The sequence below is a fragment of the Pseudomonas sp. EL_65y_Pfl2_R95 genome (assembly GCF_963971045.1).
Taxonomy (GTDB): Bacteria; Pseudomonadota; Gammaproteobacteria; order Pseudomonadales; family Pseudomonadaceae; genus Aquipseudomonas.
Genome location: NZ_CAXAOV010000002.1, coordinates 51,979 through 67,436, shown reverse-complemented (window position 1 = coordinate 67,436; position 15,458 = coordinate 51,979). Strand labels below are relative to the sequence as shown.

General features: G+C 55.0%; 12 protein-coding genes. 6 read left to right on the top strand and 6 right to left on the bottom strand.

The window, feature by feature from the left end:
• Positions 1-80 precede the first annotated feature (80 nt).
• From AACY09_RS08060 to AACY09_RS08045, 4 genes are all read left to right on the top strand, one after another.
• Positions 81-1,205, top strand: a complete 1,125-nt coding sequence (locus tag AACY09_RS08060; RefSeq protein ID WP_339487179.1) for a response regulator — start codon at positions 81-83, stop codon at positions 1,203-1,205.
• 92 nt (positions 1,206-1,297) lie between these two features.
• Positions 1,298-2,995: a two-component system response regulator gene (locus AACY09_RS08055; RefSeq protein WP_339487177.1), complete on the top strand. Its 1,698-nt coding sequence runs from the start codon at positions 1,298-1,300 to the stop codon at positions 2,993-2,995.
• Positions 2,996-3,143: 148 nt separating this feature from the next.
• Positions 3,144-7,646, top strand: coding sequence for a PAS domain S-box protein (locus AACY09_RS08050; protein ID WP_445323810.1), 4,503 nt, complete (start codon positions 3,144-3,146; stop codon positions 7,644-7,646).
• Positions 7,647-7,656: 10 nt separating this feature from the next.
• Positions 7,657-8,604, top strand: coding sequence for a diguanylate cyclase domain-containing protein (locus AACY09_RS08045; protein ID WP_339487173.1), 948 nt, complete (start codon positions 7,657-7,659; stop codon positions 8,602-8,604).
• Between the two features lie 501 nt (positions 8,605-9,105).
• Here AACY09_RS08045 and AACY09_RS08040 read toward each other — a convergent pair.
• Together AACY09_RS08040 and AACY09_RS08035 are read right to left on the bottom strand one after the other, a co-directional pair.
• Positions 9,106-9,516 (bottom strand): VOC family protein, encoded by a 411-nt coding sequence (locus AACY09_RS08040; RefSeq protein ID WP_339487171.1) that lies wholly within the window; start codon positions 9,514-9,516, stop codon positions 9,106-9,108.
• Between the two features lie 78 nt (positions 9,517-9,594).
• Positions 9,595-10,335: an SDR family NAD(P)-dependent oxidoreductase gene (locus tag AACY09_RS08035; RefSeq protein ID WP_339487170.1), complete on the bottom strand. Its 741-nt coding sequence runs from the start codon at positions 10,333-10,335 to the stop codon at positions 9,595-9,597.
• Positions 10,336-10,487: 152 nt separating this feature from the next.
• Between AACY09_RS08035 and AACY09_RS08030 the strand changes: the two genes are divergently transcribed.
• On the top strand, positions 10,488-11,090 hold the full coding sequence (locus AACY09_RS08030) for a TetR/AcrR family transcriptional regulator (protein WP_339487168.1): 603 nt from the start codon (positions 10,488-10,490) through the stop codon (positions 11,088-11,090).
• Between the two features lie 33 nt (positions 11,091-11,123).
• Here the strand turns inward: AACY09_RS08030 and AACY09_RS08025 are convergent, their stop codons facing one another.
• From AACY09_RS08025 to AACY09_RS08015, 3 genes are read right to left on the bottom strand one after another with little or no spacing between them, the layout of a single operon-like run.
• Positions 11,124-12,101 (bottom strand): saccharopine dehydrogenase family protein, encoded by a 978-nt coding sequence (locus AACY09_RS08025; RefSeq protein WP_339487167.1) that lies wholly within the window; start codon positions 12,099-12,101, stop codon positions 11,124-11,126.
• Complete coding sequence (locus AACY09_RS08020) at positions 12,098-12,499, bottom strand: VOC family protein (RefSeq protein ID WP_339487166.1); 402 nt, start codon at positions 12,497-12,499, stop codon at positions 12,098-12,100. The genes AACY09_RS08025 and AACY09_RS08020 overlap by 4 nt, the downstream gene beginning before the upstream one ends.
• A gap of 18 nt (positions 12,500-12,517) precedes the next feature.
• Positions 12,518-13,216 (bottom strand): SDR family NAD(P)-dependent oxidoreductase, encoded by a 699-nt coding sequence (locus AACY09_RS08015; RefSeq protein WP_339487165.1) that lies wholly within the window; start codon positions 13,214-13,216, stop codon positions 12,518-12,520.
• Positions 13,217-13,354: 138 nt separating this feature from the next.
• Between AACY09_RS08015 and AACY09_RS08010 the strand changes: the two genes are divergently transcribed.
• Entirely contained in the window at positions 13,355-14,245 is an 891-nt protein-coding gene (locus tag AACY09_RS08010) for an AraC family transcriptional regulator (protein ID WP_339487164.1), read from the top strand.
• A 296-nt stretch (positions 14,246-14,541) separates the two neighbouring features.
• Here the strand turns inward: AACY09_RS08010 and AACY09_RS08005 are convergent, their stop codons facing one another.
• Complete coding sequence (locus tag AACY09_RS08005) at positions 14,542-15,420, bottom strand: YihY/virulence factor BrkB family protein (protein ID WP_339487163.1); 879 nt, start codon at positions 15,418-15,420, stop codon at positions 14,542-14,544.
• Between the last annotated feature and the right edge of the window lie 38 nt (positions 15,421-15,458).

Sequence of the window (15,458 nt, the reverse complement as noted above, 5' to 3'; positions counted from 1 at the left end):
TGCTCCGAGTCAAGCTTAATAGGCCAAAGAGTCTCATGTGATATAACTCTCTGTGGATTTGCAGAGCTTGGGAGCGACAAATGCATGTCATGGTTGTTGATGATGACCCATGGATAGCCGATTTGTTGAAGCAGATCGTTCTGACCGTCCGGCCTGGTGTTCAAGTCAATTGCTTTGGCGATGTTCAAAGCGCTTTGGCTTCTTGGCAGCAGGTGAGCTATGCACTGGTACTGGCTGACTGGAATTTACCGGACGACTCCGGAATTCACATGTTGCAAAAAATTCGTGAGCAGGATCGTGCCACGCCCTTGGTGATGATTACCGGACGCGCTGATCGGCAGAGCGTAATGGAGATCAGACCACTAGGAATTAGTGCATTTATTACCAAACCATTTGATGTCCCCCATGTCGTGAAATTTATTGAGGGGCTACTCCCTCCGCTTGATCTATTACCTACGGCCGACATCCATCAAGAGGCGTTCAGCGTCTATTTGAATGGGCTGACCGACGATAATCTTGACTTACCCATGCTAGAAACCGTGAAAGAGAAGCTTCAGCTTGGCTACCGTGGGGAGGCACTTGATCTGCGCGAGTTGGCAGGCGATTGGCAGAGTGACCCCGCTCTGTGTGCGCATCTGATTGCGGTCTCCAACAGTGCCGCTTACATCAGCCAGGGTGCGCAATGCATCAGTTTGAATGACGCACTGCGGCGTTTGGGGGCACGCACCAGCGTAAACCTGGCAATGGGCTTTGCATTAAAACAGTGCTGTATCCAGGGCAATCTTATGCTCTCGGTATTGATGCAAGATCACTTGGACAGTGCCGCCCGTTTGGCCGAGCGAGTATCTGCGTTAGCCAAGCAATGTGGCCTGGAGCCAGCCCCGTTACAAACAGCCGCACTGTTGCATTGCATTGGTGAGCTGTGTGTGATCTATCAAGTGCAAAAATGGGAAGACCTAGGTAATGAGCTGGATGAGCTGCTACTGATGCAAGCGCTCAGCGACTTCGCAGCCCCCTTTGCAATCAAACTGAAATCCCGCTGGGGCGTGCCAAGGGTTTTGCGAGAACTGATAGGCGCTGTTTATGCATTGCCCCAGACCCAGGTGCGTCGTGATCAGGTCGTGATGCGTATCGCCACCGCCATAAACAACAACGAACCACCTGTTACCGTTGATCGGTTAATGCGCCTTGCAGGCCTTGCGTGAAGCTTTGACCAAGGCGCAGCAGCTGCGAGCCGGTCCAAGACTGAGCTAGGCTGGTTGAACATTGAGTACAATAGAACTGCCAGAGGCCGCACATGCGTAGTAAAGGGATTAACGTAGAGTCGGTTATCTTGATCGTCGAGGATCAAACCACGGACGCGCTTGCTCTGAGTGAGGCGATACGTGACCTAGGTGACGTGCACATAGCCAATGATGGCCCTTCAGCACTGGCGCTGGCCCGGCAATGCAAACCCGATCTGGTGCTACTCGATATCGAAATGTCAGGCATGAATGGCTTTGCCGTGTGCAAGGCCCTGAAAGCCGACCCTAAACTGTGCGATGCGGCAGTCATCTTCGTCACCTCGCATGCGCAGACCGACAACGAACTGCGCGCGCTGGAGTATGGCGGCATTCATTTCATTAGCAAACCACTCAACTTCCCATTGGCCAGAGCGCATATCAAGGCGCACTTGGCCTTGCGCAGTGCGGCCAAGAAACTCGCCAACCACGATGGCCTGACTGGGCTGCCAAACCGCACGCTGCTACAGGATCGTACCGACCAGGCCTTGCAAAAAGCGCGGCGCAGCGAAGTTCGGGTCGCGATGTTGCTGCTGGATCTGGATAACTTCAAAAGTATTAATGATTCAGTTGGCCATTCAACCGGTGATGCCCTGCTCAAAGAGGTGGCTGTGCGCTTGGTACAGGCTGCCCGCGCCTTGGATACGGTCAGTCGCCAGGGCGGTGATGAGTTCATCATCCTGCTGCCAGAGGTGAGTAGTTTTGAGCTGGTGGGCAATTTTGCCGAACGAATTCTGGAAACCATTGCTGAACCATTCGTGCTGCAAGGGGGTCGCTACGAGCTCAATGCGAGCATTGGTATCAGCCTTTTCCCAGATGACAGTGAGGATGTGGAGTCGCTGTACCGCCATGCCGATGCCGCCATGTACCAAGCCAAACTCGATGGGCGCAATCGGTTTCGCTTTTTTTCCGCCGATATCGAGAACAGCACCCGTGGCCGGCACTTACTCGAACAGCATATGCGTAGCGCCCTGGGAGAGGGCGCTTTTGAAGTGTTCTACCAAGCCAAGGTGTTAGCCAAAGATGCCGTAGTGGTGGGCATGGAAGCCCTTATCCGCTGGCGCAATAAAGATGGCAGCCTGATCTCTCCTCCTGAGTTTATTCCGCTGGCCGAGGCCACCGGCCTGATCATTCCGATTGGCAAATACGTCCTGCGCCAGGCCTGCCTGGATGCCCAGATGCTTATCGAGCAGGGCATGCCTGTTGTGGTCAGCGTGAATATCTCAGCCGTGCAATTTCTTGAAGAATCATTCTTGCAGATGGTGCAAGACATCCTGCTTGAGTCGCGGTTATTGCCTAAGTTTCTAGAGTTGGAAATTACCGAAGGGGTGTTGGCAAGGGACGTGCGAAACACCCAGAACGTGCTCTTGGCATTGCGCAAACAAGGCATACGCATTGCGATCGATGATTTTGGAACGGGCTACTCCAGCCTGGCGTATCTCAAGCGCTTCCCGGTTGATGTGTTGAAGATCGACCAGAGCTTTGTGCGTGACATGTTGGTTGATAAGAGCGATGCGGCGATTATTGAAGCTATTATCAAGCTGTCCCAGGCACTCGATCTGGAACTGGTAGCAGAGGGTGTAGAAACTCAAGAGCAGGCTGACGCCTTGCAACGCTATGGTTGCCAGATCATGCAAGGCTACCTGTACGCTCGTCCCGTGCCGTTTAATCAGTTCTGTGCTCTACTCGATTCCGGGGGCATGAAAATCATATAACCCTCTCGATAACGCCAAGCACCTCAGCGTCCATTGGTGTTGATACCTATAAATATGTAGGTCATGCCTTTGGGGGTAGTCGAGATGCTGTGGTCGTTAAATGCCGCCTTTACCTATTGATTGTTTTTGCAGTTGAGATGCCATGCGGATAAACAAAAAAATCGCCATGCTGCTCGCCAATCGCTGGGTCAGCATCAGCCTGCTGGTCGGTGTAATCATCAGTCTTACTGCCGGCCTCGGTGTTGCTCGTTTCAATCACCAGCAGGCTGAAGAGGCTGTAGCCGCTGTTGCCGAAACCACCGCTGATGCAGTAGCAAACCGCATCAAGCTTTACCAGTACGGTCTACGCGGCGCGCGCGGTGCGATTCAGACCATGAGCGAAAGCGCCATCAGCCGTGAGAGCTTTGAACGGTACAGTATTACCCGTAATGTTGATGTGGAGTTTCCCGGTGCGCGCGGTTTTGGTTTCATCCGCCGGGTGGCGCGACAAGATGAGGCGCAGTTTTTAGCCATGGCGCGGGCTGATGGGTGGCCTGATTTTACTATTCGCGAACTGGCGCCCCATGCCTCAGAGCGCTATGTCATCCAGTACATCAGCGAAGTGGAGCGCAATAAGGCCGCTGTTGGCCTGGATATCGCCTCTGAGGCCAACCGCAAACAGGCCGCACTTGCCGCCATGCGCAGCGGCGAGGTGCGTATTTCCGGGCCTATCACTCTGGTGCAGAGCATTGGTAAACCGTTGCAGTCTTTTCTGATTCTTATGCCGATCTACCGGGGCGGTTTTACCCCTGACACGGTCGAGGCACGAGAAGCGCAAGGCTTTGGCTGGAGCTATGCACCGCTTATTACTGATGAAGTACTAAAAGGCATACGGCCGCCGGAGCAGGCCGTCAGCCTTGTATTGCGTGATATCACCAACCCCGCTGACACTGTCGTGTTTTATCAGTCGGCAGATGACGGCTCACAGGACAGTGTGTTTTCCCATACTGCCGAGCGGGATGTGTACGGCCGGCGCTGGCAACTGCAGCTCGTCGCGAACCCTCTGTTCATTAGCAAACTGCATCAGCTTTCGCCCTTACTGGTAGTGAGCGCCGGGCTATTGCTCTCGGTGTTGTTGGCAAGCCTGGTCGGCGTGCTAGGTGTCAATCGCACACGGCAACAGCAAATCATCGCCGAGCAGAAGAAACTGGCGGCCATTGTTGAGAGTTCGGTTGATGGCATCATCGGCAAAGACCTCGGTGGCGTTGTCACTAGCTGGAATAAAGGCGCTGAGGCGCTATTTGGTTACAGTGCCGAAGAGGCCGTCGGCCGGCGCATTGTTGACTTGGTGGTGCCAGCGAACCTGCAGGCCGAAGAGTCAGTGATGTTGGCCACTATTCGGGAAGGTAAACAGGTAGCCAGCTTTAACACCCTACGCCAACATAAAAACCAACAGCTGATTCCTGTCTCAGTCACGGTGTCACCCATCCGCAACTCCAGTGGAGGGGTTACGGGCGCTTCCATAACGGTTCGGGATATTTCGCAACAAGTTGCTGCCGAGGAAAGAATTCACGAACTCAACAGCAGCCTAGAGGCTCAGGTTACTGAGCGTACTGCTGAGCTTCGTCGGCTCAATCTAGTGCTCGGGAATGTGCTGAGTTCGGCTTCCGAGGTGGCCATTATTGCCACTGACCGAGACGGGCTTATCCGTATTTTTAATACCGGTGCCGAGCGGATGCTGGGTTATCGCGCAGCGGAATTGGTCGACAAAGACACCCCGGCCAGCTTCCATCTGGTTGAAGAAGTGGCTGAGCGCTCAGTTGAGTTGTCGGCGCAGTATGAGCAGGCGATTGAGGGCTTCCGGGTATTTGTGCACAAGGCAGAGCTTGAGGGTGCGGAAACCCGAGAGTGGACCTATGTGCGTAAAGACGGCTCGTGCCTGCCGGTTTCCCTCGCAGTCACGGCCATGCGCGATGAGCAGGAGCAATGTACCGGATATCTAGGTATTGCCGTTGACCTGACGGAGCGTAAGACCTCTGAAAGCGCGTTTGTCTCGGCCCGCGATCAACTGTTGATGGCCGCTGATGTGGCCGAGTTGGGTATCTGGTCCTGGACCTTGGCGGACAACACCCTGAGCTGGAACGACCGGATGTTCGAGATGTATGGCCAGCCCCTCAGCCTGCGTGAAACGGGCTTGAGTTATGAGCATTGGCATTCTCGCGTGCACCCGGACGATGTTGAGATGGCCGCGAACATGCTGAGTCAGGCGGTCGCAGCAGGCACAGTGTATGACCCCGTTTTTCGCGTCTTGCGCCCTGATGGTAGCGAGTGCATCGTGCTAGCCGGCGCTCAGGTGGAGCGCGATGCTAATGGTGTAGCGCTGCGGGTGACTGGGATCAATCGCGATATCACCGCGCAGCGTCAACTGGAATCGCGCCTGCTGGATGCCAAGGAACAGGCTGATGCCTCCAGTGCAGCCAAGTCATCCTTCCTAGCCAATATGAGCCACGAAATCCGCACCCCCATGAATGCAGTGCTGGGCATGCTGCACCTAGTGCAGAACACCGAACTGAATGCGCGCCAACTGGACTACGTAAGCAAGGCCGAGATCGCGGCAAAATCACTGTTAGGGTTGCTCAACGATATTCTCGATTACTCCAAGATCGAAGCTGGCAAGTTGCTGCTTGATGCACATGCCTTTGAGTTAGAACCTTTGATGCGTGAATTGGCTGTGATTCTGTCAGGCAATCAGGGCGGCAAAGATGTCGAGGTCATGTTTGACTTGGACCCCCAGCTGCCGAATGCATTATTTGGCGATAGCCAGCGTTTACAGCAGGTGTTGATCAACCTGGCGGGCAATGCGCTCAAATTCACCCAGCAAGGCCAAGTGGTTGTCAGAACCGAGCAGCTGCAGAGGCGTGGCGATGAAGTACAGGTTCGCATTGAGGTCACTGATACCGGTATCGGCATCAGCCCTGATCAGCTTCAGCGTATTTTCGATGGCTTCACCCAGGCAGAGGCTTCTACCACTCGGCGTTTCGGCGGCACGGGGTTGGGGTTGGTAATCTCCAAGCGCTTGATCAACCTGATGGGCGGTGAGTTGCAGGTCAGCAGTGAAGTGGGTGTCGGCAGCCGTTTCTGGTTTGACATTAGCTTGGGTATAGATGAGGCGCAGCTATTACGCGCCCTTTGTCCTGGTGCTGATCAGCCGATGCGCTTGCTAGTGGCGGATGACAATGAAGTGGCGGGCTATCTGCTAGTGCGCATGGCACAGGCATTAGGCTGGCAGGCTGACCTGGTGTTGGATGGCCAGCAGGCAGTGGAACGGGTGCAACAGATGCACGCTGCCGGTCAGGGTTATGACGTGATTCTGATGGACTGGCGCATGCCAAGCATGGACGGCTTGAGCGCCGCACGCCTGATTCGCCAGCAGAATCAGGGGCAGCATGCCCCTATGGTCATCATGATTACAGCCTATGGGCGTGAGGTGTTGTCTGATGCACAGCAGGCGGGTGATGCGCCTTTTGCGGGTTTCCTTAGCAAGCCGATAACCCCCCTGCAGTTAGCCGATACAATCCAGCGGGTACTTATCGGCGAAGAGGCACCTCAGACATCGGTTGCCAGCCTTCGCGCCGCGCAGCCTAAGCGCTTGACTGGCCTTCACTTGCTGGTGGTAGAAGACAATATGCTCAACCGCCAAGTGGCCTTTGAACTGCTCCAAGGCGAGGGCGCTGAGGTCACGCTCGCTGAGGGCGGACTAGAAGGCGTGCAACAGGCCACCGAGTGCGACAAGGCGTTTGATGCGGTGCTGATGGATATCCAAATGCCTGATATCGACGGCCTGGAAGCCACCCGAAGGATTCGCTTAGATGCTAAGAGAGGAGTGGTGAAAATCATTGCCATGACCGCCAATGCTTCGAGCGCGGACGAGCAGGCTTGTTTAGCGGCAGGTATGGATGACCATCTTGGTAAACCCATTGATCTGGAAAAAATGGTCGCCACGTTATTGCGCCATACTGGGCGTACGGGGGCTGAGCCAGTAGCACGGATACAAACCGAGCCGCAGGACTCGGCGGTGGAGTCCACTGCCTCGATTAATCAACGCTTTGGCGGCAATCATCAGTTGATTCGCAATGTGCTTGGCAGTTTCGCCCCGGAACAGGCGAAGCAACTTGCACGCCTGCAGGAGCAGGTCGAGCAAGGCAATGCAGCCGGAGCCGCCGCCGTGCTGCATGCCATCAAAGGCAGCAGTGGTACCATGGGGGCGCGGGCGCTTTCACAGTTGGCGGGTGAGCTTGAGCAGCGTTTGCTGCACGAGGATGAAGCGAGTACTGCACAGTTACTGGCGGACGGTTCGTTTGTTGAAACGCTGCATGGGTTGTTGGTTGCGAGTGATGAGGCATTAAGAGCTGCGTTTGAGCTGCCACCGAGTAAAGCCCCCGCTAGCCAGGGCTCTGGTGTTCTGCCTAAGGGGGAATGGTGTGAGAAATTAACGGATATTTTGCAACTGCTGGAAGCGGGCAATATGCAGGCCATGGAGCGCAGCGAAGCGCTGCAGGAACTGACACCGCAAGAGTTTCGCGCCCAGTTCGACCTATTTGTTGATCAGGTGAAATCCTTGGATTTTGCTACGTCTGTGCTGACCGGGCAGGAACTATTGAATTCGCTCTGAGGAGTTATCGATGCAACACTGGCAAAAAGTCTCACAGACAAAGCCCAAGCTGCTTTTGGTTGATGACCAGCGCGTTAATATCCTGGTGCTGCATGAGCTATTCCGTGAAGCATGTGAAGTCTTCATGGCCACCAGCGGTGAGCAAGCCCTGCAGTTATGCCGAACGGTATCACCCGATCTGGTGCTTCTCGACGTGTGCATGGACGGGCTGGATGGCCACGAGGTGTGCCGTCGCCTGAAAGCAGACCCGCAAACCCATGATATCCCCATCATCTTCGTAACCGCTAAAGGGGACGAGGCGGATGAGGTGCACGGTTTGGAGCTCGGCGCAGTCGATTTCATCGTCAAACCGATCAACCCGATTATTGTCAAAGCGCGGGTCAATACACACCTCACGCTTAAACGGCAGAGTGACACCTTGCGCTCATTTGGGTTGCTTGATGGCCTGACCGGTGTGGCCAACCGGCGCAGGTTTGATGAGGCGCTTGCGCTCAGCTGGCGGCAGTGCCGACGTGAACAGAGATCGTTGGCCGTGATCATGATTGATGTCGATTACTTCAAACGTTACAACGACCATTATGGGCATCTGCAAGGCGATTCCTGTTTGCAGGCTGTAGCAAAAGCCCTGAGTGACGTGATCAAGCGCCCGCACGATTTGCTCGCGCGCTATGGTGGTGAAGAGTTTGCCTGTGTGCTGCCTAATACCCCACTGAGTGATGCCGTACAGATTGCCGAACGTATGCAGGCCAATGTAGAGGCGCTCTCGCTTGAGCATCTAGGGTCTGAAATCGGAAAGATAGTGACAGTTTCACTAGGTGTTGCCGCTATAACGGCACACCATGCTATCGAGCCACAGGCGCTGGTAGAGGAAGCAGACAGGCAGCTTTACCGAGCCAAACAAGCCGGACGCGCCCGCGTGTGCTCCGGCACTTTAGCTGCATCCTTGCCATCCGAGTAACGGTTTCAATGGTATCCAATAGTGAATCGTATTTGAGTGCATGGTGTTAAATCGCCTCTAACATCTGCCGAAGGGCCGCTTCTGGCCCAGAGTGTGTAAAAACGCTTCACCAAAATTGAAGTGTGTGAGCCTACGTTAAATTTGGAATTTATCGGCAAGTCAGCAAATAGAGTTTTCGCGTAGACGCACGATTTCAAGTCTTGGTTTGAGTACCTGTAACCGCTCAAAAACGTTTTTACACGGCCTCGGCCGTTCTCTGCCGGTGACGACAAGCAGGAGTCGGCCACAAGCAGCCATTAGCAACGCGACTAATTTCGATCCGAAAGGCCGACCGCGATTGGGCCAAACGTTCAAGTCACGTTAGCCGCTTTCTGAAAATTGACTACTGCGCTTTCTCAATATCTGTCCTGGTTTTCTGGCTGCCCAACTGAAAAATGACGACAGCGTTAATGACCGCCTGTCCTGGTAATGAACCAGTTGGGAAAGGTGCGAGACTAGGTATTAAGCCGGTTGCTGGCAAACAGCTTCTAGGTTAACCCCGTCAGGTGCGAGCACATAAGCCGCATAATAACTGGAGTGATAATGCGGCCTGATACCCGGCTTCCCATTGTCTTGTCCTCCAGCGGCTATTGCTGCTGCATAGAAAGCATCGACAGCCTCGCGACTTTGCGCAATCAGTGCCATGTGTGCCCCGTAGCTCGGAAGGGAGGCGGCGTGCAACCAGATAAATGGCTTTCCTTTATAACCGAATCCGAGCCGCCGCGGCGTTGAGACGGGAGGGTCGGCCTCAATCCTCATTAACAAGCTAATCCCTAACGGCCTCAGCGCTTGATCATAGAAAGTTTGCGCATGCGAGATATCCGAAACACCGATACCGACATGATCTATCGTCGAGTAAGCAAAGTCGCTCATCAGTTAACTCCGTAATTCGCCGATTGATCGGCAGGTTGCTCAGGCCTTCCTTAACAGGTTTGGTCGCTCCAAGCCCATTTAAACCTGAGATGCGCCGCCGTCTGCGAATAGCTCGATGCCGTTAATATAGCTCGATGCATCGCTCCCTAAGAACAGTGCAGCCTCACCGATCTCGTGCGCCTCACCAATGCGGCCGAGCGTGCTCTTCTCGCTGAAGGCATTGATCACTTGCTCCGCATTCTCGCCAAGCACATCGTGGAGGGACTGGGTATTCACTGGGCCAGGACTCAGCAAGTTTATACGCACGCCGGAGCCCTTTATGTCCAGAATCCAGCTGCGCACGAGCGCTCGTAACGCTGCCTTGGTGGCTCCGTAGACACCTAGGCCGGCACCGGGATTGAATGAAGCAGTAGAGCCGATAATGACTACGCTACCCCCTTTACCCATCAACGGGAGAGCTCCCTGAACGGTAAAGGTCGTGCCCTTGACGTTGGTCGCGAATAAGTTATCAAAGCCTGATTCAGTTATTGCTCCCAGGGGCTCGACTAAGCCTGTTCCCGCGTTGGCGATTAGCACATCAATACGACCGTGGATCTCGCGGATATGGCTAAATAGCTCAGCAAGCTCAACACCATTTGAGATATCCATCCGGAAGCCAGAGCTTTTCTGACCCAACATCCCAGTGGCTACATTGAGTTGATACTGCCGGCGTCCTGTGATGATTACAATGGCGCCCTGACTGGCGAACGCTTTCGCAATCGCGAAACCAAGACCAGAAGATCCACCGGTTACAAGCACAACTTTGTTTTTGAATTGCATGGAAAATGCCTCAGCGAGTAAGTATGTAGTGAATACTACATACGGCTGCGTTCACTCGCAATATATAGTTATCACTAAATAAATTCCTGATCGCAATTGATCCGGTCCCCACAGATCGTTAGAGTCTTTGAATCGACTACGCGAGATAGCTTATGAACGATAGACCCCGGCAGCGCCGACCCGCGTTCGACCGCGAGCAAGGTGTAGCCATTGCACAGGCACTGTTTCATCAACATGGTTTTGATGCGGTCAGCCTGTCCGACCTGACGGAGGCAATGAGCATAAAACCTCCAAGCTTCTACGCTGCCTATGGCAGCAAGGCTGCGCTGTTCGAGCGGGCGATGCATCGCTATGCTGCTGAAAACGCGCTGCCCGTGGACAAACTGCTGGCATCGGATCTGCCTGCCGCAGAAGCCCTAACCTCGCTGCTGGTTGCCGCCGCGAAGCAGTATGGGCAAGACAGTTTGTTGCGTGGATGTCTGATCACGGAGGGCATGCGCGCAGACGATCCTGTCGCCCGAAACATGGCCGAGACAATTGGCGAGGCCGGTATTCAAGCGCTTCGTGGTTACCTTGACCACGTTTGTCCAGGCTCCGCGCAAGCACTGGCTGACTATCTGATAATCACGATGCGTGGGATGTCGGCTGCGGCGTGCAGCGGTATGACTCCTAAGCGCTTAATGGAGGTGGCTCAGCTTGCCGGCAAACTGATTTCCCTTGAGCTCGCGGCGAACGATGTCGCTGCAGGCTCTTGAGCAACCATGCACTGCCGTTACAGTGCGGATGATTTAGAAATCAGTAATCGTCGTCCCGGCAATGCTTTCGGCGAAGTCGCCACCGAAGATGCGCGCAGGTGTTACAAAACCGGGCTTTCGCTCACCGCGCAATACACGGCGCGCTGCTTCAATGGCCGCCAACGGCGTGTATGTATACCCGTTCATTGTCTCGATCATGGATCGCGCGACGCTGCCTTGCGCCGATGTGACCTCTACCACCGCGCGAGCCCGATGGGCATCTCGCTCCTCAGCACTGGGACCATCAGGTAACAGCGACAGGTCTCCCTCCGGAAACGCATCGTCAGCGATATGCACAAACATCTCGATATTGGGGATGACTGTCGAATGCCAACCTGTCACCAGATCACCGAAAGACAGCGGCAGGCAATTCACCGCCCCGTCGCCGAAATCAAACTGCCGTGCTTGCGCATCAGGCGTCGCAATGAGCTTACCGTTGACCCTCGCCAACAAGCCTGCGCCGATGATTTCACTGACGCTCATCGCCGAACCACGGGACATCGAACCGGGAACCTGCAGGGCAATACTTAGTGCATTGGGGTTCAAAACCCGCTGAGCAACATGCATGGCTAGGCAGTCTGTCGGCACTACGTCCCAACCGACGCCGGGCAACAGCATCACGCCCGTCCCAGCAGCTTGAGAACCCAGTCGTTCTGCGAGCCGATAAACATTGATCTCGGCGGTGATGTCCAGGTAATCGACGCCAGCCTGGATACAGGCTCGCATCAGAGGCTCGGCAGTTTGCGCGAAAGGACCCGCGAAGTTCACCAGCACGTCTATGCCGTGCAACGCCTGCACTGCCTCAGAATCAGGTATGAATACTCGGTAAGCCACACCCAATTGCGCCGCAAGAACCGCCAGCCGGTCAGCATTGCGCCCGGCTATTTCGAAATTCAAGCCCAGTGCTTTTGCGCGCTCAGCGGCCATCCGACCGGTGTAACCTGTAGCGCCGTAGATCATTAATTTATTCATTTCACGTGCTGCCAATTCTTGTAAACAAATTCCAGACTGTAACCATCCGGGTCGAGGACATTCGCGGCGTAGTAGTTCGGGTCGTAATGCATCCGGGCACCCGGTGCGCCATTGTCGACAGCGCCCTGGCTCATAGCGGCGGCATACGCAGCCTCGACCTCGGCCTTGCTGCTGGCCACGAAACCAATGTGAACTGCTCGGCCCTCCACTACGCCCTCGCGTAGCCAGAAGAACATCCGGCCATTGGCGCCGAAGCCTTTAAGATCAGGATGTCCAGCGGGGCCATCCTTGCCGTTGTAGTCCAGGCGCGCGGTGATACCCAGCGGTGTCAGGGTCGTTTCGTAGAAACGTATTGAGCGCGCAATATCGCTTATCGACAGAAAAATGTGATCCAGCATGTCAAAACCCTCGCGTATTCAAATGTTGTACCCGCCAGCAACTTCGATGGTCTGTGCATTGATCCAAGCGCCATCCTCAGATAACAGCATCGCAATAATACGTGCGACATCTTCGGGCTCACCGACCCTGCCCAGCGCCGTTTGCGCGGCCAGCAATGCTTCAAACTCATCATTCAGCCCACCGCCCAGTTCGGTGCGGATAGCCCCCGGAGACACGGCATTGGCCCGTATGCGTCGCTCGCCAAACTCTTTCGCCATGTAACGAGTAAGCACTTCAAGACCGCCCTTAAACGACGCATAAGGAGCCACTCCAGCAGTGGCCACGCGGGTGGTTGCGCTGGTCAGGTTGACGATGCTGGCGTTTTCTTCAAGCAAGGGCAGAAGCGCTTGGGTCAGGAAAAATGGCCCCTTGAAGTGGACATTGAACAGCCCATAGCCCGCATTGTTAACCAGTCCACCGAGGCTGCTGGTACCCCAGCGTTCCTGCAAAGTCATCAGAACTGTTTCACGGAAAGCTTCAAAACTGCCAACATTGGCAACATCGAGTTTTAGTGCGACGGCCTTACCGCCCGCCTGCTCGATAATGCCTGCGACCTCTGCGGCCGATTCGGGATTGTTGTTGTAAGTCAGAATGACACCCATGCCGCGTTGGGCAATGTGCTGGGCTGCACTGGCACCAATCCCCCGGCTGCCTCCGGTGATGACGATGACGCTCATAGCGTGCTCCGCTGTCGAAGAGATGAGCCACTACAGTACCTACTCATGGTTTAGCCGGCACAACCGTTCCTGCTCTAAACTTGCCTGTTTCTGCTTTTTGCTTGCGCATCGTATGGGTCTTGGGTCAACATCCAGCTCATGAAAAATCAACTGAATGAACTGCGTTTCTTGGCCGCCAAAGCCGAAAATCGCCGCACAGAGACAGGTATCCCGCGAGTCGCCATGGTTCAAGGCAAAATCCCTGAGCACATGCTGGCTGCCGTTTACGACCCTATGATCAACCTGATTCTGCAAGGCAGTAAAACGATGACGGTTGGCGACCGCACACTGCAGTACGATCCCGCGACGTACTTCGTGATGTCCGTCGACTTACCTGCGGTGGGCGCAGTGCATCCGACTAAATCGGGAGAGCCTTATCTAGCTGTCAGCCTGACACTAGACCCAACGGTACTCGCAACCTTACTAGCCGATTTAGCCAAACCCACGGCGCGTAATGAAAATGACCCCGGGTTTTCGGTGGCAGCGGTGACGCCAGAGCTAATGGACGCTTGGGTGCGCATGCTGCGACTGATGAATAACCCTGACGCTATCGCAGCACTTGCTCCGGTCTACGAGCGCGAGATACTGTTTTGGGTCCTACAGGGCCCCCACGGCTGGATGCTGCGTGAGATCGCTGCACCAGACACGGCTATGGCTCGTGTAAGTCTCGCCATTCAATGGATTCGTCGGGACTTTGCCCTGCCCATCAGAGTGGAAAGCTTGGCGCAAAAAGCGGCCATGAGTGTTTCGGCGTTTCACCGGCATTTCAAAGCCGTCACGACGTTAAGCCCGTTGCAGTATCAAAAGCGCGTGCGCCTGTTGCAGGCCCGGACGCTCATGGTTGCTAGTGCCAAAAGCGTCACGGCCGCCGCCTTCGAAGTAGGCTACGAAAGCGCCACACAGTTCACCAGAGATTATGCGCGAGTATTCGGCCTCCCACCTGCGAGAGATGCGGCGAGAATCCTGAGCGAAACTAGAGCCGATAAGTGACATTGGCGAGATCCGATACCAATCAACGAGCTGTCTAGAGTGTTGGTCTGTGTTGGAACCGACCGTTGTGCTTTAGCCCTGGTCAGATGACCTGCGAGTGACCACTTTTGGCCGGCTGTTGCCTGTCGCGACCGGCAGCAGTTGTTGTTCTCTGCCAGCATGCCGGGCGCGTTCGATGCAACTGACGGGTCAGGTCGAATGCAAGTGCGTTGGCAAGTCTGTGCAATTACCCAATCAACCTACATAAGCAACGCCGCGCGCCTCATCGGCGGCGGTTGCGGTGGGTTTTTCGAGGCCTATTCGGGGTCAATTTCCTTTTCGCCCGGGTCTTTGCCTTCGTCAAGGCTGTGCTCGATGACCGCATTCAGTTCGGCGCCGAACAGCAGCACCGCCGATGAGATATAGAGGTAAAGCAGCAGGATAATGATTGCGCCAATGCTGCCGTAGGTGGCGTTGTAGTTGGCGAAGTTTTGCGCGTAGTAGCTAAAGCCCACTGAGGCTGATATCCAGACAATTACCGCCAATATGGAACCGGGGGTGATAAAGCGAAATTCCTGCTCGACATCCGGGGCCACGTAATAGACCACCGAAACCACTGCCATCAACATGAAAACTGCCAAAGGCCAGCGCAGTATTGACCAGAGCGTAACCACGATTTGCTCGATACCGAGTTGCTGCGCCAGCCAGTTGATTGCTTGGGGCCCTAGTACCATCAGGCCGGCTGCGCCGAGCAAGGTAATTGCGATGGCAATGGTGTAGATAAATGACAGGGGGAAACGCTTCCAGGCGGGACGGCCTTCTTTGACACCATAGGCGCGATTGGTGGCGGTCATGACAGAGCGTACCGCTGATGATGCGGTCCACAGTGCGACCACAATAGCGACAGAGAACAGCCCTGCTTTTTGCGTTTGCAGTTGATCGATCGCTGGGTTGACCAGGTCATAGGCATCGCGCGGCATCACAAGCGAAGCTTGGAGGCGTAGCCAGTCGAAGAAAGGTTGCAGGTCCAGTACGCTGATGATGGCGATCAGAAATAGCAGAAAGGGGAACAGCGAGAAAAATATCTGAAAGGCTAACGCTGAGGCGTAGGTAGGTAACTCGTCATCGACGAAATCGATAACGGTTTTTTTGATGACCCTATGGAGCTTGAGGCCGGTAAAGTCCGGGAAAAGCATGCTGATTCCTTGCTGCGAGTGACGGTCCAATACCTAGT

What these genes read in the sequence shown, in the direction of transcription:
- AACY09_RS08045 (WP_339487173.1), top strand. Translation starts at nt 7,657, where the DNA reads ATGCAACACTGGCAAAAAGTCTCACAGACAAAGCCCAAGCTGCTTTTG.
- AACY09_RS08035 (WP_339487170.1), bottom strand. Translation starts at nt 10,335, where the DNA reads ATGCAATTCAAAAACAAAGTTGTGCTTGTAACCGGTGGATCTTCTGGT.
- AACY09_RS08010 (WP_339487164.1), top strand. Translation starts at nt 13,355, where the DNA reads ATGAAAAATCAACTGAATGAACTGCGTTTCTTGGCCGCCAAAGCCGAA.
- AACY09_RS08055 (WP_339487177.1), top strand. Translation starts at nt 1,298, where the DNA reads ATGCGTAGTAAAGGGATTAACGTAGAGTCGGTTATCTTGATCGTCGAG.
- AACY09_RS08030 (WP_339487168.1), top strand. Translation starts at nt 10,488, where the DNA reads ATGAACGATAGACCCCGGCAGCGCCGACCCGCGTTCGACCGCGAGCAA.
- AACY09_RS08060 (WP_339487179.1), top strand. Translation starts at nt 81, where the DNA reads ATGCATGTCATGGTTGTTGATGATGACCCATGGATAGCCGATTTGTTG.
- AACY09_RS08005 (WP_339487163.1), bottom strand. Translation starts at nt 15,420, where the DNA reads ATGCTTTTCCCGGACTTTACCGGCCTCAAGCTCCATAGGGTCATCAAA.
- AACY09_RS08015 (WP_339487165.1), bottom strand. Translation starts at nt 13,216, where the DNA reads ATGAGCGTCATCGTCATCACCGGAGGCAGCCGGGGGATTGGTGCCAGT.
- AACY09_RS08020 (WP_339487166.1), bottom strand. Translation starts at nt 12,499, where the DNA reads ATGCTGGATCACATTTTTCTGTCGATAAGCGATATTGCGCGCTCAATA.
- AACY09_RS08025 (WP_339487167.1), bottom strand. Translation starts at nt 12,101, where the DNA reads ATGAATAAATTAATGATCTACGGCGCTACAGGTTACACCGGTCGGATG.
- AACY09_RS08040 (WP_339487171.1), bottom strand. Translation starts at nt 9,516, where the DNA reads ATGAGCGACTTTGCTTACTCGACGATAGATCATGTCGGTATCGGTGTT.